This is a genomic window from Idiomarina loihiensis L2TR (assembly GCF_000008465.1).
GTDB lineage: Bacteria > Pseudomonadota > Gammaproteobacteria > Enterobacterales > Alteromonadaceae > Idiomarina > Idiomarina loihiensis.
Genome location: NC_006512.1, coordinates 2,448,388 through 2,472,983, shown reverse-complemented (window position 1 = coordinate 2,472,983; position 24,596 = coordinate 2,448,388). Strand labels below are relative to the sequence as shown.

At 47.6% G+C, this 24,596-nt stretch carries 21 protein-coding genes and 2 tRNA genes; 7 read left to right on the top strand and 16 right to left on the bottom strand.

Going from position 1 to position 24,596, the window contains the following annotated elements:
- The first annotated feature begins 47 nt into the window (after positions 1 to 47).
- Together IL_RS11850 and IL_RS11845 are read left to right on the top strand one after the other, a co-directional pair.
- Positions 48 to 1,103 (top strand): efflux RND transporter periplasmic adaptor subunit, encoded by a 1,056-nt coding sequence (locus IL_RS11850; RefSeq protein WP_011235531.1) that lies wholly within the window; start codon positions 48 to 50, stop codon positions 1,101 to 1,103.
- A 3-nt stretch (positions 1,104 to 1,106) separates the two neighbouring features.
- Positions 1,107 to 4,205, top strand: coding sequence for an efflux RND transporter permease subunit (locus IL_RS11845; RefSeq protein WP_011235530.1), 3,099 nt, complete (start codon positions 1,107 to 1,109; stop codon positions 4,203 to 4,205).
- A gap of 12 nt (positions 4,206 to 4,217) precedes the next feature.
- On the opposite strand, the gene IL_RS11840 is transcribed toward IL_RS11845, so the two are convergent.
- From IL_RS11840 to rsgA, 3 genes are read right to left on the bottom strand one after another with little or no spacing between them, the layout of a single operon-like run.
- A complete protein-coding gene (locus IL_RS11840; protein ID WP_011235529.1) occupies positions 4,218 to 4,946 on the bottom strand; it encodes a glycerophosphodiester phosphodiesterase in 729 nt (242 codons plus the stop codon).
- Positions 4,943 to 5,821 carry an archaetidylserine decarboxylase gene (gene asd / locus IL_RS11835; protein WP_011235528.1) on the bottom strand — a complete coding sequence of 293 codons (879 nt, stop codon included), beginning with the start codon at positions 5,819 to 5,821 and terminating at the stop codon, positions 4,943 to 4,945. The genes IL_RS11840 and asd overlap by 4 nt, the downstream gene beginning before the upstream one ends.
- Before the next feature lie 2 nt (positions 5,822 to 5,823).
- Positions 5,824 to 6,867, bottom strand: coding sequence for a small ribosomal subunit biogenesis GTPase RsgA (gene rsgA, locus IL_RS11830; RefSeq protein ID WP_011235527.1), 1,044 nt, complete (start codon positions 6,865 to 6,867; stop codon positions 5,824 to 5,826).
- A gap of 69 nt (positions 6,868 to 6,936) precedes the next feature.
- Here rsgA and orn point away from each other — a divergent pair, with 69 nt between their 5' ends.
- From orn to IL_RS11815, 3 genes are all read left to right on the top strand, one after another.
- Positions 6,937 to 7,488 carry an oligoribonuclease gene (orn, locus tag IL_RS11825; RefSeq protein ID WP_011235526.1) on the top strand — a complete coding sequence of 184 codons (552 nt, stop codon included), beginning with the start codon at positions 6,937 to 6,939 and terminating at the stop codon, positions 7,486 to 7,488.
- 68 nt (positions 7,489 to 7,556) lie between these two features.
- Positions 7,557 to 7,632, top strand: a tRNA-Gly gene (locus tag IL_RS11820).
- Positions 7,633 to 7,663: 31 nt separating this feature from the next.
- Positions 7,664 to 7,739: transfer RNA gene (locus tag IL_RS11815), tRNA-Gly, on the top strand.
- Between the two features lie 72 nt (positions 7,740 to 7,811).
- Here IL_RS11815 and IL_RS11810 read toward each other — a convergent pair.
- The 3 genes from IL_RS11810 to IL_RS11800 all read right to left on the bottom strand — a co-directional run bounded on the left by IL_RS11810 (position 7,812) and on the right by IL_RS11800 (position 11,794).
- Positions 7,812 to 8,957 carry a dicarboxylate/amino acid:cation symporter gene (locus IL_RS11810; protein WP_011235525.1) on the bottom strand — a complete coding sequence of 382 codons (1,146 nt, stop codon included), beginning with the start codon at positions 8,955 to 8,957 and terminating at the stop codon, positions 7,812 to 7,814.
- A gap of 75 nt (positions 8,958 to 9,032) precedes the next feature.
- Complete coding sequence (locus IL_RS11805; protein ID WP_011235524.1) at positions 9,033 to 9,950, bottom strand: histone deacetylase family protein; 918 nt, start codon at positions 9,948 to 9,950, stop codon at positions 9,033 to 9,035.
- A gap of 2 nt (positions 9,951 to 9,952) precedes the next feature.
- Positions 9,953 to 11,794, bottom strand: a complete 1,842-nt coding sequence (locus IL_RS11800) for a GNAT family N-acetyltransferase (protein ID WP_011235523.1) — start codon at positions 11,792 to 11,794, stop codon at positions 9,953 to 9,955.
- A 166-nt stretch (positions 11,795 to 11,960) separates the two neighbouring features.
- Between IL_RS11800 and IL_RS11795 the strand changes: the two genes are divergently transcribed.
- Positions 11,961 to 13,184, top strand: a complete 1,224-nt coding sequence (locus tag IL_RS11795) for an Nramp family divalent metal transporter (protein ID WP_011235522.1) — start codon at positions 11,961 to 11,963, stop codon at positions 13,182 to 13,184.
- Positions 13,185 to 13,223: 39 nt separating this feature from the next.
- On the opposite strand, the gene IL_RS11790 is transcribed toward IL_RS11795, so the two are convergent.
- Complete coding sequence (locus IL_RS11790) at positions 13,224 to 14,219, bottom strand: DUF4382 domain-containing protein (RefSeq protein ID WP_011235521.1); 996 nt, start codon at positions 14,217 to 14,219, stop codon at positions 13,224 to 13,226.
- 207 nt (positions 14,220 to 14,426) lie between these two features.
- Here IL_RS11790 and maoP point away from each other — a divergent pair, with 207 nt between their 5' ends.
- A complete protein-coding gene (gene maoP, locus IL_RS11785; protein ID WP_011235520.1) occupies positions 14,427 to 14,792 on the top strand; it encodes a DUF413 domain-containing protein in 366 nt (121 codons plus the stop codon).
- Here the strand turns inward: maoP and IL_RS11780 are convergent.
- From IL_RS11780 to accB, 9 genes are all read right to left on the bottom strand, one after another.
- Complete coding sequence (locus IL_RS11780; RefSeq protein ID WP_011235519.1) at positions 14,776 to 16,554, bottom strand: bifunctional diguanylate cyclase/phosphodiesterase; 1,779 nt, start codon at positions 16,552 to 16,554, stop codon at positions 14,776 to 14,778. The genes maoP and IL_RS11780 overlap by 17 nt on opposite strands.
- Before the next feature lie 73 nt (positions 16,555 to 16,627).
- Positions 16,628 to 17,911, bottom strand: coding sequence for a phosphoribosylamine--glycine ligase (gene purD / locus IL_RS11775; protein WP_011235518.1), 1,284 nt, complete (start codon positions 17,909 to 17,911; stop codon positions 16,628 to 16,630).
- An 18-nt stretch (positions 17,912 to 17,929) separates the two neighbouring features.
- Positions 17,930 to 18,757 carry a class I SAM-dependent methyltransferase gene (locus IL_RS11770; RefSeq protein ID WP_011235517.1) on the bottom strand — a complete coding sequence of 276 codons (828 nt, stop codon included), beginning with the start codon at positions 18,755 to 18,757 and terminating at the stop codon, positions 17,930 to 17,932.
- Positions 18,758 to 18,843: 86 nt separating this feature from the next.
- Positions 18,844 to 20,400, bottom strand: coding sequence for a bifunctional phosphoribosylaminoimidazolecarboxamide formyltransferase/IMP cyclohydrolase (gene purH / locus IL_RS11765; RefSeq protein WP_011235516.1), 1,557 nt, complete (start codon positions 20,398 to 20,400; stop codon positions 18,844 to 18,846).
- A gap of 78 nt (positions 20,401 to 20,478) precedes the next feature.
- Positions 20,479 to 20,772 carry a DNA-binding transcriptional regulator Fis gene (fis, locus tag IL_RS11760; protein ID WP_011235515.1) on the bottom strand — a complete coding sequence of 98 codons (294 nt, stop codon included), beginning with the start codon at positions 20,770 to 20,772 and terminating at the stop codon, positions 20,479 to 20,481.
- 7 nt (positions 20,773 to 20,779) lie between these two features.
- The gene (gene dusB / locus IL_RS11755; RefSeq protein WP_011235514.1) at positions 20,780 to 21,751 is read right to left on the bottom strand and encodes a tRNA dihydrouridine synthase DusB; all 972 of its coding nucleotides are present in this window, start codon (positions 21,749 to 21,751) and stop codon (positions 20,780 to 20,782) included.
- A 124-nt stretch (positions 21,752 to 21,875) separates the two neighbouring features.
- Entirely contained in the window at positions 21,876 to 22,757 is an 882-nt protein-coding gene (prmA, locus tag IL_RS11750) for a 50S ribosomal protein L11 methyltransferase (protein ID WP_011235513.1), read from the bottom strand.
- A 3-nt stretch (positions 22,758 to 22,760) separates the two neighbouring features.
- Positions 22,761 to 24,110, bottom strand: coding sequence for an acetyl-CoA carboxylase biotin carboxylase subunit (gene accC / locus IL_RS11745; protein WP_011235512.1), 1,350 nt, complete (start codon positions 24,108 to 24,110; stop codon positions 22,761 to 22,763).
- A 20-nt stretch (positions 24,111 to 24,130) separates the two neighbouring features.
- The gene (gene accB, locus IL_RS11740) at positions 24,131 to 24,586 is read right to left on the bottom strand and encodes an acetyl-CoA carboxylase biotin carboxyl carrier protein (protein ID WP_011235511.1); all 456 of its coding nucleotides are present in this window, start codon (positions 24,584 to 24,586) and stop codon (positions 24,131 to 24,133) included.
- Positions 24,587 to 24,596: the final 10 nt, after the last annotated feature.

Sequence of the window (24,596 nt, the reverse complement as noted above, 5' to 3'; positions counted from 1 at the left end):
ACAATAGTCCATGTTAAAACCGTTGTAAAAAGAACCTAGAGGTAAGCATGGCGAAACGTTCCTGGATTAATCCCATTACTATTGTTGTCGTTGTCCTGACTGCGGCAGCTGTGTATTTGTTTGGGTTTCCGCCTGAAACTAAGGTTGAAGAGGGAAAGGAACAGTCGGTTCCGGTTAAAACTCAGACCGCTGAAATTAGTGAGTTCCGCGATACTATTGAAGCGTTAGGCACCGCCATGGCCAATGAAACGGTTCGTATTACCGCGCAAACTCAGGACGTTGTTGAAAAAATCTATTTTGAAAGCGGCGACTTAGTTGAGCAGGGACAACTGCTGGCTGAGTTAAATGCGCGTATAGAAGTCGCTCGTGTACAACAACTCAAATTTAGTTTAGACGAAGCAAAACGACAGCTGGAACGCATAACCGAATTGCGTCGTGGTAATGCAGCCTCACAACAACAACTTAATGAGCAACAAGTTCGGGTAAATGGGCTCCAGGCCGATTTAGAAGTTGCGGAAGCAACTTTAAAAGAAATGAAGATTTATGCGCCATTTTCAGGTCGTGTCGGTATTCGTGAAATAAGCGCCGGTTCTCTGGTCAGTCCGGGGGATGTGTTTACAACGCTTGATGATATCAAACCTATTAAAGTGGACTTCAGCGTTCCTGAACGTTATTTCGCTAGTATTGCCGTAGATCAGGAAGTGATTGCCCGCAGCCGTGCATATCCGGGCGAACAGTTTATTGGGCGTATTTCCAGCATTGATTCTCGTGTGGACCCGGTAACGCGGTCAGTAAAAGTCCGTGCAAAAATTAACAATGATGATGAACGTCTGCGTCCGGGAATGCTTTTGCAAATTACTTTGCTACGGAGCATTGATGAAGCTCTTTTGTTGCCGGAAAAAGCGCTTATCCCCATTCAAAACAGACAATATGTGTATGTGTTAACACCGGATAATCGCGCGCGCCAAAAAGAAGTCACTATTGGTCGACGTAAGCCCGGTATTGTGGAAATTACAGGCGGCCTTAAACCCGGAGAAGAAGTTATTATAGAAGGTATTGTTCGCCTTCGTGACGGTGTACCCGTTTCTGTGCAGGGAGGTTAAATTATGTTGTTGTCAGACCTTTCTGTAAAACGTCCGGTTTTTGCAACCGTACTGAATATTCTGCTGGTGGTCTTCGGTATTGTGGCTTTTACCATGCTGCCATTGCGAGAATATCCGGATATTGATCGTCCCATAGTTACTATTGATACAGACTACCCCGGTGCCTCTGCCGAAGTTGTAGAAACTCAGGTCACGCAGTTAGTCGAAGACCGTATTAGTGGCATAGAAGGCATTAAAAACATTAGCTCTAGCAGCCGCAACGGGCGCTCCAGTATCAGTATAGAGTTTAATCTGACTCGCGACATTGATGCCGCTTCTAACGACGTTCGTGAGCGGGTGTCCCGGGTACTTGATAACCTGCCGGAAGAAGCTGACCCCCCTGAAGTTTCAAAGGCCTCAAGCGATGAGAGTACCATTGTCTGGTATAACCTTCGCAGCGAGAGCATGTCGATACTAGAGCTAACTGACTACGCGGAGCGATACATCGTAGACCGTCTGTCAGTTGCCGACGGTGTCGCACGGGTAGTCATTGGTGGTGACCGCCGTTACGCCATGCGTGTATGGCTGGACCGTGATGCTATGGCGGCACGGCAGGTGACGGTAACCGATATTGTTAGCCGTTTGCGAGAAGAAAACGTTGAGCTTCCGGCAGGTGAAGTTGAGTCAACCGACAGAGAATTCTCGGTTCGTATGGCACGCGCGTATTTATCGCCGGAAGACTTTAAAAACCTGGTGATACGACAGGGCGACGACGGTTACTTAGTCCGGTTAGGTGAAGTGGCCCGGGTAGAACTGGGTGCCGAAGATGACAAAACCGACTTCCGGGGTAATGGCGTTAACATGGTTGGTGTCGGTGTCATTAAACAGTCGAAGGGCAACACCCTGGATGTGGTGAAGAACGTTCACCGGGAAATGAAAAAAATTCAGGAAACCCTGCCTGAAACCATGTATCTGGCACCCAGCTATGACTCGTCGATATTTATTCAGGGCTCAGTTGACGAAGTTTATAATACTCTGGCTGTGGCGATGGCACTGGTTATTGTCGTTATTTACCTGTTTTTAGGAAATATAAGGGCAACTATTGTTCCTGCGCTGACGGTGCCTGTGGCGATTATTGCGTCCTACATGGTGCTATTCGCACTGGGCTTTTCCATAAACTTGTTAACCTTGCTGGCGCTGGTACTGGCTATTGGACTGGTGGTTGATGACTCTATTGTCGTGCTGGAAAACATATACCGCCGTATAGAAGAGGGAGAGCCTCCGGTTCTGGCTGCTTATCGTGGAGCCAGAGAAGTGGGCTTTGCGGTTATTGCGACAACTCTGGTACTGATTTCGGTATTTGTACCGCTGGCTTTCTTAGACGGAAATATCGGTAAGCTTTTTACGGAGTTTGCCCTTGCCATAGCCGCTGCTGTTGCTTTCTCCAGTATTGCAGCACTGACGTTAACGCCAATGCTGAGCTCTAAAATACTGAGTAAAAAAGAGCGTACCAGTAAATTTGGTAAGGCTTTTGATGCGACTTTCAACTGGCTGGAACAAGGTTACCGTGGCGTGCTTGAGAAAAGCGTGAAGCGGCCTATGATGGCAATCGTGTTGGTGGTTATGTCGGGCGTTGTTGCGTTTGGTTTATTCAGCTTTATTCCACAAGAGTTCGCACCACCTGAAGACCGCGGTACTTTTTACATTCAGGTGCGCAGTGCCGAAGGCGCAAGTTTCGAGTCCAGCTCCAGACATATGGACGAAATAGAACAGATTCTTTTGCCTTATATTGATGAAGGCAAGATTGACCGTTTGATTGTTCGTGCTCCCGGTTGGGGTGGTAGCGCCGGTATTGCCATCGTCGGTGCCGTTCCTTTTGACGAGCGTGACTGGTCAAGTTTTGATCTTATGGAAGAAATGCGCTCTCAGTTGGATTCGGTTGTCGGCGTTCAGGCGTTCGCTTTTATGCGGAGTGGTATTAGCGGCGGAGGCGGGCGTCCGGTCGAATTCGTGTTGCAGGGGAATACCTACGAGCGCTTAGCTGAATTTCGTGACATTGTTATTGAGGAAGCTTCTACCAACCCGGGTTTACAGGATCTGGACAGTGACTATAAAGAAACTTTGCCACAATTACTGATTCAGGTGGATGAAGCCAGCGCGGCTGATTTAGGAGTTTCAGTGCAGGATATAGGTATCACCCTGCAGTCTGTATTAGGCCAAAGACGAGTGACAACCTACCTTGATCGCGGTGAAGAGTATGACGTGATGCTGGAGGGCGAAAAAGCCGATTACCGTAGCCCCAGCGCCATAGATAATATCTATGTACGTTCGCGTAAAAGTGACGAATTGATTCCGCTTTCTAACCTCGTAACCATTACTGAGCAGGCCACTTCAGCCCGACTTAACCGATACAACCGTATGCGCAGTGTCACCATTGAAGCGAATCTGGCTGAGGGATATTCACTGGGTGAAGCGTTGAGTTATTTGGAAGGCGTGGTGCAGGAAAAACTGCCGGAAGATGTTTCAATTGACTATAAAGGCGAGTCTCAACTGTACAAAGAGAGTGGTAGTTCAATTGTCTTTGTTTTTGGGTTGGCATTGGTCATTACCTTCCTGGTTCTGGCTGCGCAGTTTGAAAGCTTTATTCATCCGTTGGTCATTATGCTGGCGGTACCTATGGCTATAGTTGGGGCTTTAATGGCGCTGTATCTGGCCGGAATGAGCATCAATATATACAGTCAGATAGGCATAGTAATGCTCATTGGTCTGGCAGCGAAAAATGGTATTCTTATTGTTGAATTTGCGAATCAGTTGCGTGATTCAGGAGTGGAGTTCAAAGAAGCTGTGCTTAAAGCTGCGCAACAGCGTTTACGACCGATTGTGATGACGGCGTTCACAACTCTAATGAGTTCCGTGCCACTTATCCTCGGTTCTGGGCCGGGAGCTGAAAGCCGTATGGTCATTGGTACGGTTATTTTTGCCGGGGTTGCAGTGTCAGCATTTTTGACGTTATTTGTTATTCCTGCTCTGTATATCGCTCTGGCGAAGAATACCAGCTCACCAATGGCTATCACGCGTAAACTGGAATCTTTACAGGAAGAGTATCCAGACCATCATAGTTGATGGTCTGCGGTGCTAATAGTGCAGAATAGGTTCGTTGCCGGCAGTGGTCAGGCCGGCAACGACGTTGTGTGCATAACTAGGGTGATTGGTAAAAATACCGTCGACTCCCATTGCGTGCAGTTCTTCAATGTCGTGCTGACCATCCACAGTATAGACATAAACTTGTAAGCCCCGGCGATGACCATCTGCGACTAACTCAGGTGTCACAAAGTCGACAGCGAAATGAGCTGAGAAGGCTTTGAGTTCTTCAGCGAAGTAGCAATAACTCAAAGGGCAACTGGCACTTAACGCTCCAATTTTAATGCTGGGACGACGCTTTTTAAGGCGTTGTAACCAATGGTGGTTAAAAGACGAAACCAGCAGTTGCTCGGGCTTAAAATTCGAGTTCTGCAGAGCGTAATCAACGTCCAGTAACAGCTCTTTGGTCGGCACATCGCCTTTAAGCTCGATGTTGACATGACAATGTCCGTTAATATGAGCTAAAGCTTCTCGCAGCGTGGGTATAGACTGCTGACCGAAGACTTTCAGATGCCGAATTTGCTCTGCGGTTAAATCTTTTAATCTGCCCGGGGTGGCGGTCAGGCGTTCTAAATACCGGTCGTGAAAGACAAAACGCTCACCGTCAATGGCGTAAACATCCAGCTCTATGCCATGCACTCCGCTGTCCATTGCGCGCGAGAACGCGGCGAGCGTGTTTTCCGGAGCCTCATAACTGGCTCCTCGGTGAGCCCATAAAATCAATCGTCGCTCTCTTTTATTTCTGCCATGACTTCACCCATACGGGTCACTGACAGAGGTTTAAGTTCGTCGTTAAACTCAATGGCGTCTTTAGCAAAGGTCAACACAACGGTCGAGCCCAGTTTAAAGTGACCCATTTCCTCACCTTTTTTAAGGTGTATCGCAGAGTGCCCCGAGGTTGGATATGACCAACTTTGAATACGCCCGCCGGTAGGAGGCGTTATGGTACCAGACCATACAGTACCGATACTGGCAACAATTGTAGCGCCAACCAATACTAATGACATGGGGCCAACTTCGGTATCAAAAATGGCAACCACGCGCTCATTTCGGGCAAAAAGGTTAGGGACATTAGCCGCCGTTAACGGGTTAACGGAGTACAGGTCACCTGGCACATAAATCATTTTTTTCAGCACGCCGTCGCAGGGCATATGAATACGATGGTAGTCTTTCGGCGCCAAATAAATAGTCGCGAATTTACCGTCAACGAAAGGTTTCGCGTCTTCTTCGTTGCCTCCCAGCAATTCCTGTAACGAATAATCGTGGCCTTTGGCCTGAAAAATACGCCCGTTTTCAATGTCGCCCAATTGGCTGACAGCACCATCGACCGGATGAGCGAGCTCGCTTTCGCTGGCCTCTAAGGGTCTGAGCTCAGGTTTTAAATGGCGGGTAAAAAACGCATTAAAGGTTTTATAAGCTTTTGGCGATTCTTCAATGGCTTCACTCATATCAATTTTATACTGTCGGATAAACCAACGGATAAACAGCTGAGTAAACCATCCGGCACGCGCCGCAGCAAACTTTCCTATTAAGCGGGAAATTAAATGCTTAGGCATGACATGCTGGAAGAATATTTTGACTTTATCGGTCTTAGCCACAGTTATTTACCTCGAATTGCCCGACTGGGCTTTTGTGTTTTCATAGTCTCAATAATGCGATGATAATTAGAAAGACGCCAGTCATGCAATTGATTGTTGCTGACAGCTTCCTGTAATGCACAACCCGGGTCGTCTGCATGTTTGCAGTCACGGAATTTACAGCCGCCTAAATAGTCGCGAAAGTCCACATAGCAACGAGCGATTCGCTCGGGTTCCAGATGCCATAATGAAAACTCCCGAATTCCGGGAGAGTCAATCAGTGCTCCGCCTTGCTTTAAATCATACCAAGTAGCAACGGTGGTTGTGTGCTGCCCTAATCCTGAATTATCGGACACTAAATTCGTTTCTGCGTTCACCTCAGGTAATAGTTGATTGACCAGCGAGGATTTACCCACCCCGGACTGCCCAACCACAATAGAAATACTGTCTTTCAGCATGTCCTGCAGGGCATCCAGACCATCCTGAGTCGCACTGCTGACGTTAAGGACTTTATAGCCAATACTCTCGTAGTCTTTTAAGCGCTGCTGGATATGGTTGCGCTCGTCTTCGTCTATTTCCGGCAGTAAATCGGCTTTATTCAGGACAATAACCGGTTCTATGCCAATGTCTTCGCAGGCGACTAAGTAGCGATCGATAATCGGAGAGGAGAAGCTTGGCAATACGCTCGAGATAATAAAGATTTGATCAATATTAGAGGCAACCGGTTTAAGACCGTCGTAGTAGTCGGGGCGCGAAAGCAAGCTGTCGCGCTCCTGAACAGCAACCACTACGCCCTGCATGCCTTGTTGCTCAACCGAAGATCTGGACCATAAAACACTGTCGCCACAGACCAGACTACTGATGACTCGGCGAATATGGCAGCGATAGGTATTTCCCTGCTCGTCACGGATATCGGCATGTTGGCCAAAGCGGCTTATAACGCGACCGGGTTCCGGTGCATTAAGCTGGCTGTCAGTCCATTCTATATCGGTGTTTTTCAGTCGTTTTTTCTGATTGACTGATACTTGCCGTTGCTGACCTTTATTAAGACGTCTGCGTTTTACCAAGCCCGTTAACCTGTTGTCGTGCTAGAAATGACGCTATCATACAACAAATTGTATTGAGAGAGCAGGGTAATGACCGAGGACAATAAGAAACAACGCTTAATTTGGATTGACCTTGAAATGACAGGTCTGGAGCCTGATGAGAATCATATTATTGAAGTGGCTACCATAGTCACCGATGCCCAGTTAAATACTCTGGCCGAAGGGCCTGTTATTGCGGTTCATCAGCCGCAAAAGCACCTGGACAGAATGGACGACTGGAATGTGAAAACGCACACCGGCTCAGGTCTCGTTGAGCGGGTAAAGGAGAGTCAGCACGACGAGCGTAAAGCGGCTGCAGAGACGATTGAGTTTTTAAGGCAGTACATTGACGCTGGCGTATCGCCAATGTGCGGTAACAGTATCTGTCAGGATCGCCGTTTTCTGGCAAAGCATATGCCTGAACTGGAAGCTTTTTTCCATTACCGGAACTTAGACGTCAGCACATTAAAAGAGCTGGCCAAACGCTGGAACCCGGAAGTTGCTAATAGCTTTAAAAAGTCAGGTGCGCATGAGGCTTTAGCGGATATTCGTGAGTCTATTGCAGAATTACAGCACTATCGAGAGCATTTTTTCAGCAAATAAACCAATTGCGGCGCGAAAACTATTGACCTTATCGGTGGTATCAGTAGAATACACGCCGCACTGACGAAGCGGGAATAGCTCAGCTGGTAGAGCACAACCTTGCCAAGGTTGGGGTCGCGAGTTCGAATCTCGTTTCCCGCTCCAACGTCAGTCTTTCCACCAGAAGTATCAATACGCGGGAATAGCTCAGCTGGTAGAGCACAACCTTGCCAAGGTTGGGGTCGCGAGTTCGAATCTCGTTTCCCGCTCCAAGTTTTAATCGCTAGTACGTTTAAATTGGGTTTAATACGCACCAGCGACTCAATGTTCTGAACCTTCGTTTGCTAACTCTCTTTCGAACTATCCACAAACATAGCAATAGCACCATCACCCGTAATATTACAGGCGGTACCGAAGCTGTCTTGTGCCATGTACAGGGCTATCATTAAGGCGATAGCAGTTTCGCCGAACCCCAGCATTGAACCTAATAAGCCAACTGCCGACATAACGGCGCCGCCGGGCACACCTGGTGCGGCTAACATGACAATGCCAAGCATTAAAATAAACGGCAGCATGGTAAAGAAACCGGGAATGGCCAGAGAATTATGCAGCACCATAACCGCGACCGCACAGCTAACAATGGTAATGGTGGAGCCAGCTAAGTGAACGGTAGCGCAAAGTGGCACGGTAAAGTTGGCTACGTCATTATCGACTTTGTTTTTACGCACGCTTTGTAAGGTAACAGGAATAGTTGCAGCACTGGACATAGTACCTAACGCGGTGAAATAGGCTGGCAGCATGTTTTTAATTAAAAACAGTGGCGAACGACCGGTTTTTATACCCGCCATAATGTACATAGAGGTGATGTAAACCCAGTGCAGGGCAACGGCAAGTATCAGAATGACACCAAATGTTTTCAGGGTATTAAACACCGTGCCGGCAACGGCCATTTCTGTAAAGATACCGGCAATATACAGCGGCAGTAATGGAATAATAACTTTAACCAACAGCAGCTCGATAATGTCGCGGCCTTGATCCGACAGTTTTTTCAAACTTTCAGCTTTAGTACTGGCAATGCCCAACCCGAATATAAAGGCTAAAACCAGAGCTGACATGACTTCCATAAGTGGCGGAACTGACAGTTCAATAAAAGGTTCGATAGTGGCTTTGGCTTCGGTAGAAACACTTTGAGCATCGGTGGTCAGCCAGGGCACGACAAGGCTGGCGGCGAAAAACGCAACACTACCGGCGATGACGGTAGAGGCATAAGCTATACCTAAGGTTTTACCGAGCATTTTTCCGGAGTTGCTTGGTAAGCTGGCAATACCGCTGGTAATGAAGAACAAAATAAGTAATGGGATGGTAAAGAATAACAACTGACCGAACAGAGCTTTAAAGGTCAATAACAGTTGGCTGACCCACTCGGGCATATATAGCCCAATGAGAATACCGGCGACAATACCCGCAATTAGCTTAAGAATTAATCCCATAATACTCGACTCTTTTTATGAATGTTTTTACGAATGGAAGCTTGCTGTGTTAGGCGCTATTTAAGCCTTAGCTAATTAGAGCAAGCCTTTTAAATGCGCAACCACGCTGCGGCCTAAAGCGCTGAGATTATACCCGCCTTCCAGGCAAGATACGATACGGCCGTCGCAATGATTATCGGCAATTTCTTTCAGTTTGAGGCTTATCCAGTGGTAGTCTTCTTCTTTCAATAAGAACTGCGACATGTCGTCTTCGGCGTGGCCGTCAAACCCTGCAGAAATCAGTATGAGTTGTGGAGCAAAGTCATCTAACGCCTTAAACCACTTTTGGCTAACGGCTTCTTGCCATTGTGGGCCTTTGCATCCTGCGGGTAAGGGAACGTTGTGGATATTGTCGGCGTTGGTGTCTTCGCCGGTAAAGGGGTAAAACGCCTGCTGAAAAGACGAACAAAATAAAATACGCTCATCGTTCTGAACAATGTCTTCTGTTCCATTGCCGTGGTGCACGTCAAAGTCGACAATGGCAACGCGTTCAAGCCCGTGCGTTTCCAGAGCATGGTAAGCGGCAATAGCAACATTATTGAACAGGCAGAAGCCCATCGCTTTGTCGCGGGTGGCGTGGTGTCCGGGCGGGCGCACGGCACAAAAGGCCTGTTTGTTGTAAGTGGTCAGTACATCATCGACTGCATTGATGGCGGCTCCGGCAGCCTTCAGCGCGGCGGCTTTACTGCCTGCGGTTATTAAGGTGTCCGGATCAATCCACTCGTGGTCGTACTCCGGAATTTGCGCGAAAACAAAATCGACATGCTCTTTGGTATGGGCTCTGTAAATAGCCTCAAGTGGCGCGTCGGAAGCGTCTTTTCTGACCAGAACAAAGTCCATTCCGGAGCGGATCAATTGGTCGTTAATGGCCGCTATGCGAGCCGGGCACTCTGGGTGTTGTTCATCCGGAATATGCTCCAGGCAATCTGAATGACTAAAAACAACGATAGACATAGCTAGTCTGCGTCCTCGTTCAGCTCGAGTTTTAGCAGCACTTCTCCGGGCTCTTCACTGGGTAGGCGCTTAAAGCCTCCGCGCTCGAACACGCTGAGCATGGGCTTATTAGCTGCCAGAACATAGGCCTGCATACTGTCCAGCTTGCGCTCTTTGGCAATACGGATCATTTCATCCAGTAACATGCCCGCCATGCCCCGCCCCTGATACTTCTCACGGGTAACAAAAGCCACTTCACAGCTATTTTGAGACTCAATGAAGTAGTAACGTCCTACGGCCTGAATTTGAACCGCTGAGCCCTTCTGGCGAACAATACAAAGGGCCAGGTCTCTGGACTGATCAACGCTGACCAAGTTACAGGATTTTTCCCGGGTCATGTTGGTGGGCACTGCGTTGTATCGTAACTGCAGAGTTTCTTTGGTATGAGAGTAGAAAAACTCCTGCAATCGTCGTTCGTCTGATGGATAGAGAGGTCTTAAGTCGAAAGACTCATTATTAATTTTTAGCTTTTTAAAACCGATGTCACCAAGTTCAGGCACATCGACAGGGGTTTGTTGCTGATAGTTGGGCACCCAGTAGTGTTTGCGTACTTCCTGTAACAGATGGCTACGGAATTTAGGGTGGGCAACACGAATCAGCTCTAATGCGCGTTCGCGGATACTTTTTCCGCGCAGCGACGCCACCCCAAATTCGGTTACGACATAATGCACGTGCCCTCGCGTGGTGACCACTCCGGCTCCTTCACGAATAAAAGGCACAATGCGCGATACTTTGCCGTCTTCGGTGGTTGACGGCAGAGCAATGACGGGCTTACCCCCCTTACTTAAGGAAGCGCCACGACTGAAGTCAACTTGCCCGCCAATACCGCTATAAAACTGATGTCCTATGGAGTCGGAAACAATCTGTCCGGTTAAGTCCACTTCAATGGCGCTATTAATAGCCACGAGTTTGTCGTTGCGGGCGACATTGGCCGGTGAGTTAACGTACTCACTAGGGTAAAAACCAACGTGGGGGTTGTGATCAACAAAGTCATACAGAGCTTTAGAACCCATACAAAAACTGGTGACGATTTTGTTCGGGTGAAAGGTTTTTTTACGATTGTTGATGACCCCTTTGAGCATAAGGTGCATAACATCGTCAGTGATAAGCTCACTGTGAATGCCAAGATCTTTGTGATTGCTCAGGTAACGCAGTGCCGCCGCGCAAATGGTACCCACACCAATTTGCAGAGTCGCGCCATTTTCAACCAGCAAAGCAATGTACTGGCCTATACGTTCAATGATTTTATTGTTTTCCAGGCTTGGCGGCGGCAGCTCCGGTAGTGGCGCCGCATGTTCCCAAAAATGGTGAATCTGGTTCGTGTGCAGAAACGACTGTCCATAGGTAACCGGCATATTAGGGTTAACCTGCGCTATTACCGTATTGGCAGACTTAGCTGCCGCGGCAACCACATCAACCGACACGCCCATAGAATGGTAACCGTACTTGTCGGCGGGGCTGACCATAATTAAGGCCGCATCCAGCGGCAGAATTCCGTTACTGAATAAATTAGGAATGTCGGAAATAAAGCTGGGAGTGTAATCTGCGCGTCCTTCGTTAACCGCAGTTCGTACTGTATCCCCACCAATAAAAAAGGTGTTTACCTTAAAGAGTTGCTGATACTGCGGACCTGCCCATTTGTTATCAGACAGCGTCATTAACTGCACAATTTCAATATCGTGCAGGTTTTTCGAATTTTCTATCAGGTCATCAATAAGGGCCGTAGGCACCGCCGCGTGAGAACCTATAAAGATCCTCTGCCCGGATTTCAGTATTTTTGACCAGTCTAATTTTGTCTTTGTCATAGCACTGTTTTACCGCAGTGAGGTGCTTTGTGCAATCCTCTAAAGTGAGATAGACTCAGCGGTTAAATTACCGTCAAACGGACATGCTTCCCATGCAAAATAAAAACAATAAATGGGTTAATCAAAAAATTAAATTTTCTGTTGTCTCCGGGGCACAGGAATACTTATGTTGAAACTGTCTAACTTTGGCCCAGGCGCCCTGGTCGCTGCGGCTTTTATTGGTCCGGGTACGGTAGTTACTGCTTCACTAGCTGGTGCTAATTTTGGTTATGCATTGCTGTGGGCATTGCTGTTTTCCGTTGTCGCCTGTGTCATTTTGCAGGAAATGTCTGCCCGTATTGGGTTAGTCACTCAAGCTGGTCTGGGCGAGAATATTCGTAATAACTTAACCTCTGGCTGGCTTCGGTGGCTGGCGCTGTTGCTCATTTTTAGTGCTATTGCTATTGGCAATAGTGTCTATCAGGGGGGCAACCTTTCCGGGGCAAGCCTGGGTGCCAGCGAACTGCTTGGACCGGTACCTGTACTTGATGTCTGGCTGAGTAATGCCTGGGCGCTTATTATTGGTATTATTGCGCTATTAATACTTTGGTCTGGTAATGCGCGGGTGATAGAACGAGCTCTTATCGTTATGGTGCTGTTAATGAGCGTGGCTTTTATCGGCACGTTTCTATTAACAGACCCTGACTGGGGGGCGGTATTCAATGGTACCTTTGGTTTTTCCATGCCTACCGGAGCGACTTTAACAGTTGTGGCTTTAATTGGCACAACTGTGGTTCCTTATAATATTTTCCTGCATGCATCCAGTGTTTCAAAAAAGTGGAAAACGGCAGAAGAATTGCCAGCCGCGCGGCGTGACCTTTTTCTCTCTATTCCTTTTGGCGGCCTTATTTCTATGGCCATTGTGGCTACAGCTGCTTCGGCCTTTTTTGGTCAGCAAGTTGAGATAGAGAGTGCTGGTGACTTGGCTGAATCTTTAAGACCATTGTTTGGAGACGGAGCCACTTATTTAATGGCAATAGGGTTGTTTGCGGCGGGTATTTCGTCGGCAACAACCGCGCCTTTAGCTAGTGCTTATGCGCTTTGTGGAATTATGGGCTGGTCCGTTAATTTACGCAGCAGAGCTTTTCGGATTATCTGGTTCACGATTCTGGTAATTGGCATTATTATTTCCAGCGTTGGTATTAAGCCCGTAACTGTTATCTGGTTTGCACAGGTGGCTAATGGCATCTTGTTGCCCATAATAGTCGGATTTCTCTGGTGGCTTTGTCAAAGTCCTCTGTTGGGAAAATATCGCAACTCACTGCTGCAAAATATTTTAGCCGCAATTATTTTTCTGATTTCTGTAGTGCTGAGTGGCAGAAGTCTTGGTTCCGCTTTTGGATTTTGGTAGGTAAAAGCTACGTCCCTGTAGCTTTATTTTAATTTGAGGTTACTCGCTGGCGGCACCAACAAACTCCAGTTCTTGTGGTTCGCTGGACGCTTCAATACTGACATTTTCAGCAAATAGGAAATTAATTTCGTCATCGGCTTCAGGGTCGTCGTCACCGTTACAGGTTAGCGCGGCTGTGTAGTCTCCTGCGGCAATAAACCCAAGCGAAAAGTCGTAGGTATTAACGTCATCAAAGTAAACCGCTGTGCTGGCATACGGCGTATTTTCTTCCGAACCGCCGTTATCAGCCAGAGTTGCTTCGTCGAGATCACTGCCTTCGTATAAATACACGTAAGCTACTGGCTCATCTGTGTTTTCCGGTGCCACGGTGCAAGTGTCGTTAAACAGCAGTGCGCCTTCAGCTACGGTTCCTTTCAGGTGTCCGACCGCAGAATTATCAACTAAACGAACGCCTCTGGGTTTAAGAATATAGTGGCTTTGACCTACCGGATTTGTCATTGAGTTGCGTAAGTCAAACTCGACAGTAAAGTTAAGGTTGCCACCGGCATCGGCAATAAAGCCGTCCAGTTTAAGTTCGTTAGAAGGGACTTGAATACTCACCTTCTCGGCTTCGCCGTCACCATTTGTGTCGGTCATAATGTATGAGCCATCCGCCATAACCAGTCTTAGTTGACCGTATTGCCCGGCTGCTATTTCAGCATCTTCCAGAAACATCATTGAATCGTTGCCGGTGAATTCTAATAAGTTAATACCTATGGTGTTGGCTATGGGCTGGCCTTCCTCATTAGTACAAAGATCATTTTCTTCAGGAGCCTCGATATCTTCACCAACTGTGAAAGTGCGGGGAGAGTTGCCATTCCCCGTAAGCTCAATGGCGTTAAAGCAGGCGACAACGGACTCTGCATTGTCGACAGGGGCGTCACTGATACCTAAAGAGAACTGAGCGAAATCGTTAGTGTCATTACTATCTGATCCTCCGCATGCAGCCAGACCTAATGTAGCGGTAGCCAGAGTTGTTAACATTAACTTATTCATAGTGCTCTTCCTTATGCTCGCGAAACAATTTGAAACAAAGTGACATATTTGATTACGTGAGGCTAATTTATAGATGCTGTAAAAATTTGTTAAAAGGCATTTTACAAAAATTTTCATTGACAAAATTCTGAGTTAGCTCTATATCGTCTTTGTCGTATACAACGACAGACTTTTGTTCGGTTTTTAGTCTGTAGGAAGGGCTTACCCATGACCAAGATGACCCGTGAATCACTGTTAAAGAAACCGTTTAACGATTTCCGCAACTATCCTTATGGCTTTTCACGCTCTGGCGACTTTTCAATTCGTGAAAGCGATGCATTGACTCATTATGGTTGTTTGATTACAGCCATGCTGAACGGTGAATTTAAGCCGACGTTAAAAGAAGACATTGAATTACTGGCCGCGTGCAAAGGTGAGCAAGCTCCGGTAAGTACTGTAGAAAAGGTTTGGGCCAAGTATCAGGCACGAATTCATCGCCCTAAAGTTGCCAGTATGTATGGTCGGGGGAAATTTGCTGATGACACTTTCAGTTCAGCCTCGGACACGGAAGACGATCTTATTGTTGAGGACTGATTTGGCGTAAACGTCTGGGTTTTTGGCGGTGGCACATGTAGCAACGGCTGCCGTCAGATTGTTTCGCTTCTTTTTTGGCTTCACTGGCCAGCAGTGCGACATCGTGATGCGATAAACACTCGGAAGGATCAGGCTGAACAACTCCTATAGCAAGGCCCAGTAAAGGATAGAAAACCGGCGTACCGTTTCGGGATAGCGCTTTTATGCCTCCTAAATCAATGTGTTCCTGATGATAAAATCGGGTAATATCCTGCTCAAAGTCTCTGATAATTTTATTACATTGCTCTTCGGTTTGTTCTTTATCTATGTCTTTGAAAATGGCCACAAAGTCGTCCCCGCCAATGTGGCCAATGAAATGACCATGCCTGAATAGTTGCTTTTGCAGTATCTGCGCCAGCCATTTAATAATTTGGTCGCCTTGTTCGTACCCATAAATGTCGTTATAGGGCTTGAAATGGTTCAGATCAAAGTAGGCGACGTGAAATGATCGCACTCGGGAAAGTTGTTCTTCAATAATTTGGTTAATGGCAACGTTGCCCGGCAGTTGGGTTAGGGGGTTAGCATGTCGTGCATTGTTAACTTTTAATTCGGTGATTCTGCGTAATAGGTTTTTAATGGATGCCACACCGTAGTAAACATCGCTTTTAGTCACAATAATGTGCTGATAAATATCGACTTCGTCGTTATCGGTAATAAGCTGGCTCACTTCTTCCAGCGACGTTTGCCAGTCAACGGAAAGAGGGTGCTCGTCCATTATGTAAGAAACCGGTTTGTTGGCATAAAGTGCATGACCGTAGGAACCGGAAAAGAACTCCATAATTTTTTCTCTGCGAATAATTCCGGCGACTTTCTTCTCATGAATAACGGGCAGTGAAGATAAGGTTTTGTCTTGTGTAAAGGTATCTAGTACTTCAGATGAGCGCGTATGAGCTGATACGCAATGAATGGTATCGACCACACTGGCGATAGTACTTTGGTAGTTTAATGCAACATGATGATGCGGTAACAGTAGTGAGGACGGAACCTCCAACACCGGATAAGGCGCGGGCCTGCCAAGCAGGAAGCCCTGACAATAATTAACGCCCATAACCTGCAGTTGTTCAAGCTCATCTGGCGTTTCAATGCCTTCCACGACAACTTTTGTGCGCAAACTGGTGGCTAGCGATAAGATACTTTGTACAAATTCTCTTTTTACAGAGGACTTTTCAATAGAATGAATAAAGTATCGATCAATTTTCACATAGTCAGGACGTAATTCTGACCAGAGTTTCAGACCTGAATAGCCGGCACCTAAGTCATCAATTGCTATCATAAACCCCAGTTTTTGATAGTGAATAATGGCGTGTTTTAAGTTCTTGGTGTCTTCAATTGGATAGCGCTCTGAAATTTCGATAACGATTTGTTCCGGCGCTATGCCGAATTGCTGAGACAAGCGTAACGTTGAGCCATGAGGGTGGCTGTCGTCCTGCAACACGTTAGGGTTTACGTTAAGAAACAGCTTTCCCTGCATAGCGTTTTTTTGAAACGCTTCCATAGCTGCCGAGCGACAGGCTAGTTCCAGTTCAGACAGTAACTGTGCCTGGCTGGCGAGAGAAAATAGGCGATCCGGGAATTCAAGTGGATGTCCTTTAGGCCCGCGAATAAGAGCTTCGTGGCCAATAACAATTCCACGGGAAGTGTCCATAACGGGCTGGAATAGAGGATAAAGCTGTTTGTCCTGAATAAGGCTAAGCAGCTCTTTAGTTAAATCAGACCCTGACATGGAACCCCCTGTTACAGCACAACATAAAAGCTTAGTTTTATTTTATGACAGTGCTATGACAGGAGGTAAGTATTTAGCCTTCGCGGTTTATTGCGCGGTGAGCGATATCAGTACGGTAATAGACGTTATTCCAGCTCACTTGATCAACCAGTTGATATGCTAGTTTTTGTGCTTCTGTAACAGTGTCACCCAAAGCCGTACAACACAAAACTCGACCACCACTAGTGACCACTTTACCGTTATCCATTTTAGTACCGGCGTGGAATACTTTCTGGTTTTCAGGTGAGTGATCCGGCAAGCCGTGAATGATGTCACCTTTTGCATAGCTTTCAGGGTATCCGCCAGCGGCCATAACCACACCAACTGCAGCACGTTCGTCAAAGTTGATAGGCGCCTGATTGAGCTTACCATCAATTGCCTGGAGGCAAAGTTCTACCAAGTCAGACTTCAGGCGCATCATAATGGGTTGAGTTTCCGGGTCACCAAAGCGACAGTTGTATTCCAGAACTTTGGAGGTGCCATCTTCGGCTATCATTAAACCCGCGTACAGGAAGCCTTTGTAAGGTGCTCCTTCTGCAGCCATTCCGTCTACTGTGGGCTTAATGACATGACGCATAACCCAGTCATGGATGGCCGGAGAAACCACCGGAGCCGGTGAGTAAGCACCCATACCACCAGTATTTGGGCCTTTGTCGCCGTTGTCGCGAGCCTTATGGTCCTGGCTTGAGGCAAAAGGTATGGCATGTTTACCGTCAACCATTACGATAAAGGAGGCTTCCTCGCCACGTAAAAACTCTTCGATAACCACGCGATGCCCGGCATCGCCGAAACGGTTACCGGCCAGCATGTCGTCGATAGCGGCATCTGCCTGTTCCTGACTTTCGGCAATAATAACGCCTTTGCCAGCGGCAAGTCCGTCGGCCTTAATGACAATAGGAAGACCTTTTTCAGCGACATAAGCTTTAGCAGGCTCAACCTCGGTAAAGTTTTGGTAGTCGGCGGTGGGTATGTTGTGACGCTGCAAAAAGTCTTTGCTGAAGGCTTTAGAGCCTTCTAACTGTGCAGCCTTTGCGGTTGGGCCAAAGGCTGCCAGTCCGGCTTCGTTAAAGCGATCAACAATACCGGCAACGAGCGGTGCTTCAGGGCCAACGATAGTCAGTTCAATGTCTTCGCTTTTAGCAAAATTGAGCAAACTCTCAATGTCCTCAGCACCAATAGCAACATTCGTCAGGTTTGGCTCACGCTCTGTACCTGCATTACCGGGTGCAACATAAACGCAGTCAACTTGGTTTGATTGTGCTGCTTTCCACGCCAGAGCGTGTTCACGGCCTCCGCCGCCAACGACCAATACTTTCATAAGGTTAGCTTTGTCCTGTTAGTCTGTAACGGGTTTGCGAAACTTCAGGGTGAAACGATCGCTTTCACCAATGGCTTCATATTTTTCTTTATCTTCATCACCCAGAGTTAGGGTTGGAGGTAAAGTCCATACGCCTTTAGGGTGGTCGGCTGTATCTTTCGGGTTTGCGTTGATTTCGGCACTGGCGACAAACTCAAAGCCTGCTTGCTCGGCTAAGTCTATGACCCAGCTTTCTTTTACATAACCCGAATCTTTGAATGCTTCAGCCTCTTTCGACTCAGGCAGACGGTGGTCAACGATACCCAGCATGCCATTGGGTTTTAGTGTTTGATAAAACTGACGGAATGCCTGCACTACGCCTTCTTCACCTTCTTGCATATACCAGTTATGAAGGTTGCGGAAAGTGAGGACTCTATCGGCACTTCTTGCCGGTGCAATTTCGCTATCAGAACCCGGGGCAAATTCAGTTAAATTTACATTCCCATAAACCGGGTTGGTGGTTAATTTTTCTTTGAATTTTTCCAGTGAACGCTGGTAATAATCGCTTCCTGAATCTTCAGGAAAATGTGCAGCGTAAAGCTGTCCTTCGTCGGCAAGGTAAGGTGCCAGTATTTCGGTATACCAACCGCCGCCCGGCCAAATTTCAACGACCGTCATATTTGGCTCTAATTCGAAGAACTCTAACGTTTCTTGGGGATGGCGGAACTCGTCACGAGCCTGATACTTGTCAGTACGTGATTCATGGTCAACAGCAGTTTGCAAAGAGTCGGCTTCAGGAGCCGGCGAGCAGGCGCCAAGGACGCTTGCTAGTGCAATGGCGGAAACAGAAGTTATTATTTTTTTCATACTATCACCTGTAGAGTTGAGAACTAGCCTATAAGACTAGCCCCCAAACGTTACTGACGCAATGCTGTACTTATCAGCAGAGGTGCTTAGTGACGGAAATGTCTCATGCCGGTAAAGACCATCGCGATACCGTGTTCATTGGCGGCAGCAATGATTTCTTCATCGCGAATGGAACCGCCTGGCTGAATAATAGCGGTGATGCCTGCTTCAGCTGCTGCATCTATACCATCGCGGAACGGGAAGAAAGCATCCGACGCCATGACCGAACCTGGTACGCTGAGGTTTTCATCAGCGGCTTTAATACCAGCGATTTTGGCACTATAAACCCGGCTCATCTGGCCTGCACCAACACCGACGGTCATACCGTCTTTGGCATAAACAATGGCATTAGACTTAACAAACTTAGCCACTTTCCAGCAAAACAATAAGTCGGTCATTTGCGCATCTGTTGGCTGTTTTTCTGTAACCACTTTCAGGTCATCCTGAATGAAGTCCTGGTTATCCGTGTCCTGTACTAATAAGCCACCGTTGACGCGCTTATAATCCAGCTGTTCAACCGTATCTGACCATTCACCGCATTCCAGTAAGCGAAGGTTCTTTTTGCCGGCAACAGCTGTCTTGGCGCTTTCACTGACGCTCGGAGCGATAATAACTTCCACAAACTGACGCTCAACAATAGCGGTTGCGGTTGCTTCATCCAGCTCGCGGTTAAAAGCAATAATGCCACCAAATGCGGAAGTTGGGTCGGTTTTAAAGGCGCGGTCATAAGCGTCGGAAATAGATTCACCTATTGCAACACCGCAAGGGTTTGCGTGCTTAACAATAACGCAGGCTGGTTCAACAAAGCTTTTTACGCACTCAAGTGCCGCGTCTGTATCGGCAATATTGTTAAAGGACAACGCTTTGCCCTGAATTTGAGTCGCGCTGGAAACTGTCCCTTTTGGTGCATTGCGCTCTGCGTAAAATGCCGCTGCCTGATGTGAGTTCTCGCCGTAGCGTAGGTCCTGCTTTTTTGATACCTGCAGGTTCAACGTGCGCGCAAAATCGTTTTCGCTCAGCTGCTTGCCGAGGTAATTTGCAATCATGCCATCATATTGAGCGGTGTGCTCAAATGCTGCTACTGCTAAGTCAAAGCGAGTGCTGTGGCTGACCCCATTTTGCTCATTGAGCTCAGCGAGCACGCGCTGGTAGTCACTGGCATTCACAACAATAGTCACGTCTTTGTGGTTTTTCGCTGCTGCACGAACCATAGTTGGACCGCCAATATCAATATTCTCAATAGCGTCTTCCAGAGAGCAACCTTCTTTGGCAACCGTTTCAGCAAAGGGATACAGGTTCACGACAACCATATCGATAGGCGCGATGTTTTGCTCCTGCATAACACCCTGGTCGACATCGCGGCGACCTAAAATACCGCCATGAACCTTAGGGTGCAGTGTCTTTACCCGCCCGCCCATAATCTCTTCCTGACCGGTATGTTCAGAAACATCAATAACGGCAATGCCTGAGTCACGGAGTAGTTTAGCTGTACCGCCAGTAGAGAGAATTTCAATGTTCTTTTGAGCCAAAGCTTGAGCGAATTCAACAATACCGGTTTTATCAGAAACACTGATTAAAGCGCGTTGGATTGGACGGGTTTCCATTGTTTTGCCTTTCTATACTGAGTTAACTTACGGGGAGGTTAATAAAAAAAGGGCGCCAAAAGGCGCCCAAAAAACTTCTTAATTCATGCCGTATTTTTTCAGCTTCTTGCGTAAGGTGCCGCGGTTAATGCCTAACATGGTTGCGGCGCGGGTTTGATTACCCCGGGTGTAAGTCATGACTTCTTCCAGTAACGGTGCTTCTACTTCAGATAGCACCAACTCGTAAAGTTCTTCAGGATCCTGACCATCAAGCTGACGCAGAAAACTGTTCAATGCTTGTTTTACGGAATCACGCAATGGCTTTGGCTGTGCGTTATTGCCGATAGTGGTTAGGGGAGATACGTTCTCACGACTAGGGTTTTGATCAAACATAATGCGCTTATCTCTTCTCTACAGTGACAAAATAATCTTCAAGTGCCTTAAGTTGCTCGCTGGCATCCTCAAGACGATTAAATGTTTGCCTGAATTCATCATTGCTGGCTTGTTCTTTTAAATACCAACCAACGTGTTTTCGGGCGATTCTGACACCCTGGTAACTGCCGTAAAATTCGTGCAGTTTGCCAACGTGATGAATAACGGTCTCAGCCACTTCGGTTAAGGACGGCGGGCTTAGCTCCTGTCCTGTTTCAAGAAAATGAGCAATTTCTCTAAACAGCCAGGGGTTACCCTGCGCGCCGCGACCAATCATAATGGCGTCGGCTCCGGTGTACTCTAAAACCTGTTGAGCCTGCAGTGGTGTACGGATATCGCCGTTAGCCACTACTGGGATAGAAACAGCCTTCTTAATTGCCTTAATGGTGTCGTATTCGGCAATGCCTTTGTACATGCAGGCACGAGTACGACCATGAATGGCAAGAGACTGAATACCGCAACGTTCTGCCAGCTGCGCTATATCAATACCGTTTCTGTGTTCAGGATCCCAACCGGTTCTGGTTTTCAGTGTTACCGGAACCTCAACAGCTGCAACCACAGCTGTTAATATCTCTTCTACTAACCCGGGATGCTGCATGAGCGCCGAGCCAGCCATCTTCTTATTTACCTTTTTCGCCGGGCAGCCCATATTTATGTCAATAATCTGCGCACCCATACTCACATTCACGCGCGCTGCTTCGGCCATTAATGCCGGTTCCGAGCCCGCTATCTGCACAGCACGAATGCCCAGCTCTCCCGAATGATCCATGCGTTGCCTGGATTTATCGGTCTGCCATACCTTAGGGTTACTGGACAGCATCTCTGATACTGTAAGCCCGGCCCCCGTGCTGTAACACAGCTGACGGAACGGCTGATCAGTAACTCCAGCCATGGGAGCTAATATGACCTGATTGTCGAGTTGATATGGACCAATCCGCATCGGTTAAAAACTACTCAGCGAAAGGGTGAGGAATTTTAGGGAATTTGCGCAATAAAGAAAAGGCTATTTATTACGCAATTTGAGTCTTTTTTTCATTTTTTACTATTGACAAAGCGTACGCTTGTTAACCAACGCGGGTACCGCTGAGCATTGCCCAGTCGCCGTCTATAGTCGGGGTATCGAATTTTATGTGCGGTTGGTAAGCCTCAATAACCCCTTCTATTTGCCGTTCCAGTATACCGGATAAAACCAGTTGTCCGCCGGGGGAAACGAAGCCGAGTATGGTATCGGCTAGCTCTCGTAAAGGGCCGGCGAGGACATTGGCAAGTACCAAGTCCACCTGGGTTTCAGGTTGTTGGCTGGGTAGATAAAGGCTAAATTTATCGCCCACCTTATTGCGCTCAGCGTTATCTTTGGTCGCAATCAGCGCCTGTTGGTCAATATCAATGCCAACTACGTGTTCTGCTTTAAATAGTAATGCGGCAATGCCTAATATCCCTGAGCCACAACCGAAATCCACCACGGTTTTGCCGGTTGGTGGGTTGGCGTCTATCCAGCGCAGACACATAGCGGTTGTTGGGTGTGTTCCGGTACCAAAAGCCATGCCAGGGTCGAGCAAAATATTAACGGCTTCAGGTTTTGGTATCTCCCGCCAGCTGGGGCAAATCCATAAATTCTCGCCAAACTGAATAGGGTGGAAGTTATCCATCCATTCGCGTTCCCAGTCTTTGTCTTCCAGTGCATCGACTTTGTACTGCAAATCGCTGCCGAAAATGTTGGACTGTTTCAGGTTGGCAATAATGGCTTTGATGTCCGCGTCGGCGTCAAATAAGCCCGTGGCTAGAGTGTGTTCCCACAATATAACGTCGCCGGGGCGGGGTTCAAAAATGGGCGTGTCGGCGCCGTCTCGGTAAGTTACCGCCTGAGCGCCGTTAGCCATGAGCATGTCACCCACTTGGGGCGCATGCTCTTCACTACAGGAAAGGGTGAGTTGTATCCAGGGCATTAATTAATGCCCGCCTATACCAAGTTTTTTCTCAAGGTAGTGAATGTTGGTACCACCGTGCTGGAAGTTTTCATCTGCCATAATTGATTTTTGCAGAGGAATATTGGTTTTAATGTCTTCGATGATCAATTCATTTAAAGCATTACGCATACGGGCAATAGCAATATCACGGTTTTCGCCGTAAGTAATCAGCTTGCCTATCATCGAGTCATAGTTCGGCGGAACTTTGTAATCCGCGTAAACGTGTGAGTCCCAACGCACACCAAAGCCACCCGGAGAGTGGAAACGGGTGATAGTGCCCGGTGACGGTGTAAAGGTTTCAGGGTCTTCGGCGTTAATCCGACATTCAATGGCATGACCACGAATGACAACATCTTCCTGGCTGACCGAAAGCTGACGACCGGCTGCAATGCGCAACTGCTCTTTAATCAAGTCGATACCTGTGACCATCTCGGTAACCGGATGCTCAACCTGAATACGGGTGTTCATTTCAATGAAATAGAATTCACCATTTTCGTACAAGAATTCAAATGTACCAGCGCCACGGTAGCCAAGCTCTACACAAGCTTTGGCACAACGCTCACCAATAAATTTACGCATTTCAGGGGTGATACCCGGCGCAGGTGCCTCTTCAACCACTTTCTGGTGACGACGCTGCATCGAGCAGTCACGTTCACCTAAATGAATGGCATTGCCTTGTCCATCGGCCAGAACCTGAATTTCCACATGGCGAGGGTTTTCAAGGAATTTTTCCATATAGACAACAGGGTTACCGAAGGCTGCGCGAGCTTCGTTCTGAGTCATAGTGATAGAGCTGAGCAATTCGCTCTCCTCGCGTACAACCCGCATACCACGACCACCGCCGCCGCCTGCTGCTTTAATAATAATGGGGTAACCAATGCGCTTAGCAAGCTTCTTATTACGTTCGTCGTCGTCATCCAGAGGGCCATCCGACCCCGGAACGCAAGGAACGCCGGTTTTCTTCATTGCCTTAATGGCTGATACTTTGTCGCCCATAAGACGGATAAGATCCGGCGTTGGTCCAACAAAAATGAAGCCAGATTGTTCAACTTGTTCAGCAAAATCGGCGTTTTCGGCCAGAAAGCCGTAACCCGGGTGAATAGCTGCTGCATCCGTAATTTCAGCGGCGCTGATAATACGGGGAATGTTCAGGTAGCTCTCGTTCGCTGGCGCTTTACCTATGCAAATTGCTTCGTCTGCAAGTAAAACGTGTTTAAGGTTTCTATCAACCGTTGAATGAACTGCCACTGTTTTAATGCCGAGCTCTTTACAGGCTCGCAGTATGCGCAGTGCAATTTCGCCACGGTTGGCAATGACCACTTTATCTAACATGACAAATACCTGCGGTTACTTTATTCGATGATAAACAGTGGCTGATCAAATTCAACCGGCTCTTCGTTATCTACTAAAATCTGTTTAACGACACCGGATTTGTCTGCTTCAATCTGGTTCATCATTTTCATTGCTTCAATAATGCACAGTGTTTCGCCGGCATTAACGCGAGAGCCAACAGTAACGAAAGGCTTTGCATCAGGAGATGGAGCTTCGTAGAAGGTTCCAACCATAGGAGAGCGAACAACGTGGCCGCTAATTTCTTCACTGGCTGGTTCAGCCGCTGGCTGGCTTGCCGGAGCTGATTGTGGCGCTTGCTGAGGGGCGTGTTGCGGTTGTGGCGCGTATTGCATCGGTGCAGGCTGCGCACTGTAACGATTAATCCGAACTGACTCTTCGCCCTCGGTAATTTCCAGTTCTGCTACGCCAGATTCTTCAACGAGCTCGATCAGTTTCTTAATTTTTCGGATATCCATGCTAACGTCT

Coding starts and splice junctions, on each gene's coding strand:
- IL_RS11850 (WP_011235531.1), top strand. CDS start 48: ATGGCGAAACGTTCCTGGATTAATCCCATTACTATTGTTGTCGTTGTC.
- IL_RS11845 (WP_011235530.1), top strand. CDS start 1,107: ATGTTGTTGTCAGACCTTTCTGTAAAACGTCCGGTTTTTGCAACCGTA.
- orn (WP_011235526.1), top strand. CDS start 6,937: ATGACCGAGGACAATAAGAAACAACGCTTAATTTGGATTGACCTTGAA.
- IL_RS11810 (WP_011235525.1), bottom strand. CDS start 8,957: ATGGGATTAATTCTTAAGCTAATTGCGGGTATTGTCGCCGGTATTCTC.
- IL_RS11805 (WP_011235524.1), bottom strand. CDS start 9,950: ATGTCTATCGTTGTTTTTAGTCATTCAGATTGCCTGGAGCATATTCCG.
- IL_RS11800 (WP_011235523.1), bottom strand. CDS start 11,794: ATGACAAAGACAAAATTAGACTGGTCAAAAATACTGAAATCCGGGCAG.
- IL_RS11795 (WP_011235522.1), top strand. CDS start 11,961: ATGTTGAAACTGTCTAACTTTGGCCCAGGCGCCCTGGTCGCTGCGGCT.
- IL_RS11790 (WP_011235521.1), bottom strand. CDS start 14,219: ATGAATAAGTTAATGTTAACAACTCTGGCTACCGCTACATTAGGTCTG.
- maoP (WP_011235520.1), top strand. CDS start 14,427: ATGACCAAGATGACCCGTGAATCACTGTTAAAGAAACCGTTTAACGAT.
- IL_RS11780 (WP_011235519.1), bottom strand. CDS start 16,554: ATGTCAGGGTCTGATTTAACTAAAGAGCTGCTTAGCCTTATTCAGGAC.
- purD (WP_011235518.1), bottom strand. CDS start 17,911: ATGAAAGTATTGGTCGTTGGCGGCGGAGGCCGTGAACACGCTCTGGCG.
- IL_RS11770 (WP_011235517.1), bottom strand. CDS start 18,757: ATGAAAAAAATAATAACTTCTGTTTCCGCCATTGCACTAGCAAGCGTC.
- purH (WP_011235516.1), bottom strand. CDS start 20,400: ATGGAAACCCGTCCAATCCAACGCGCTTTAATCAGTGTTTCTGATAAA.
- fis (WP_011235515.1), bottom strand. CDS start 20,772: ATGTTTGATCAAAACCCTAGTCGTGAGAACGTATCTCCCCTAACCACT.
- dusB (WP_011235514.1), bottom strand. CDS start 21,751: ATGCGGATTGGTCCATATCAACTCGACAATCAGGTCATATTAGCTCCC.
- prmA (WP_011235513.1), bottom strand. CDS start 22,757: ATGCCCTGGATACAACTCACCCTTTCCTGTAGTGAAGAGCATGCGCCC.
- accC (WP_011235512.1), bottom strand. CDS start 24,110: ATGTTAGATAAAGTGGTCATTGCCAACCGTGGCGAAATTGCACTGCGC.
- accB (WP_011235511.1), bottom strand. CDS start 24,586: ATGGATATCCGAAAAATTAAGAAACTGATCGAGCTCGTTGAAGAATCT.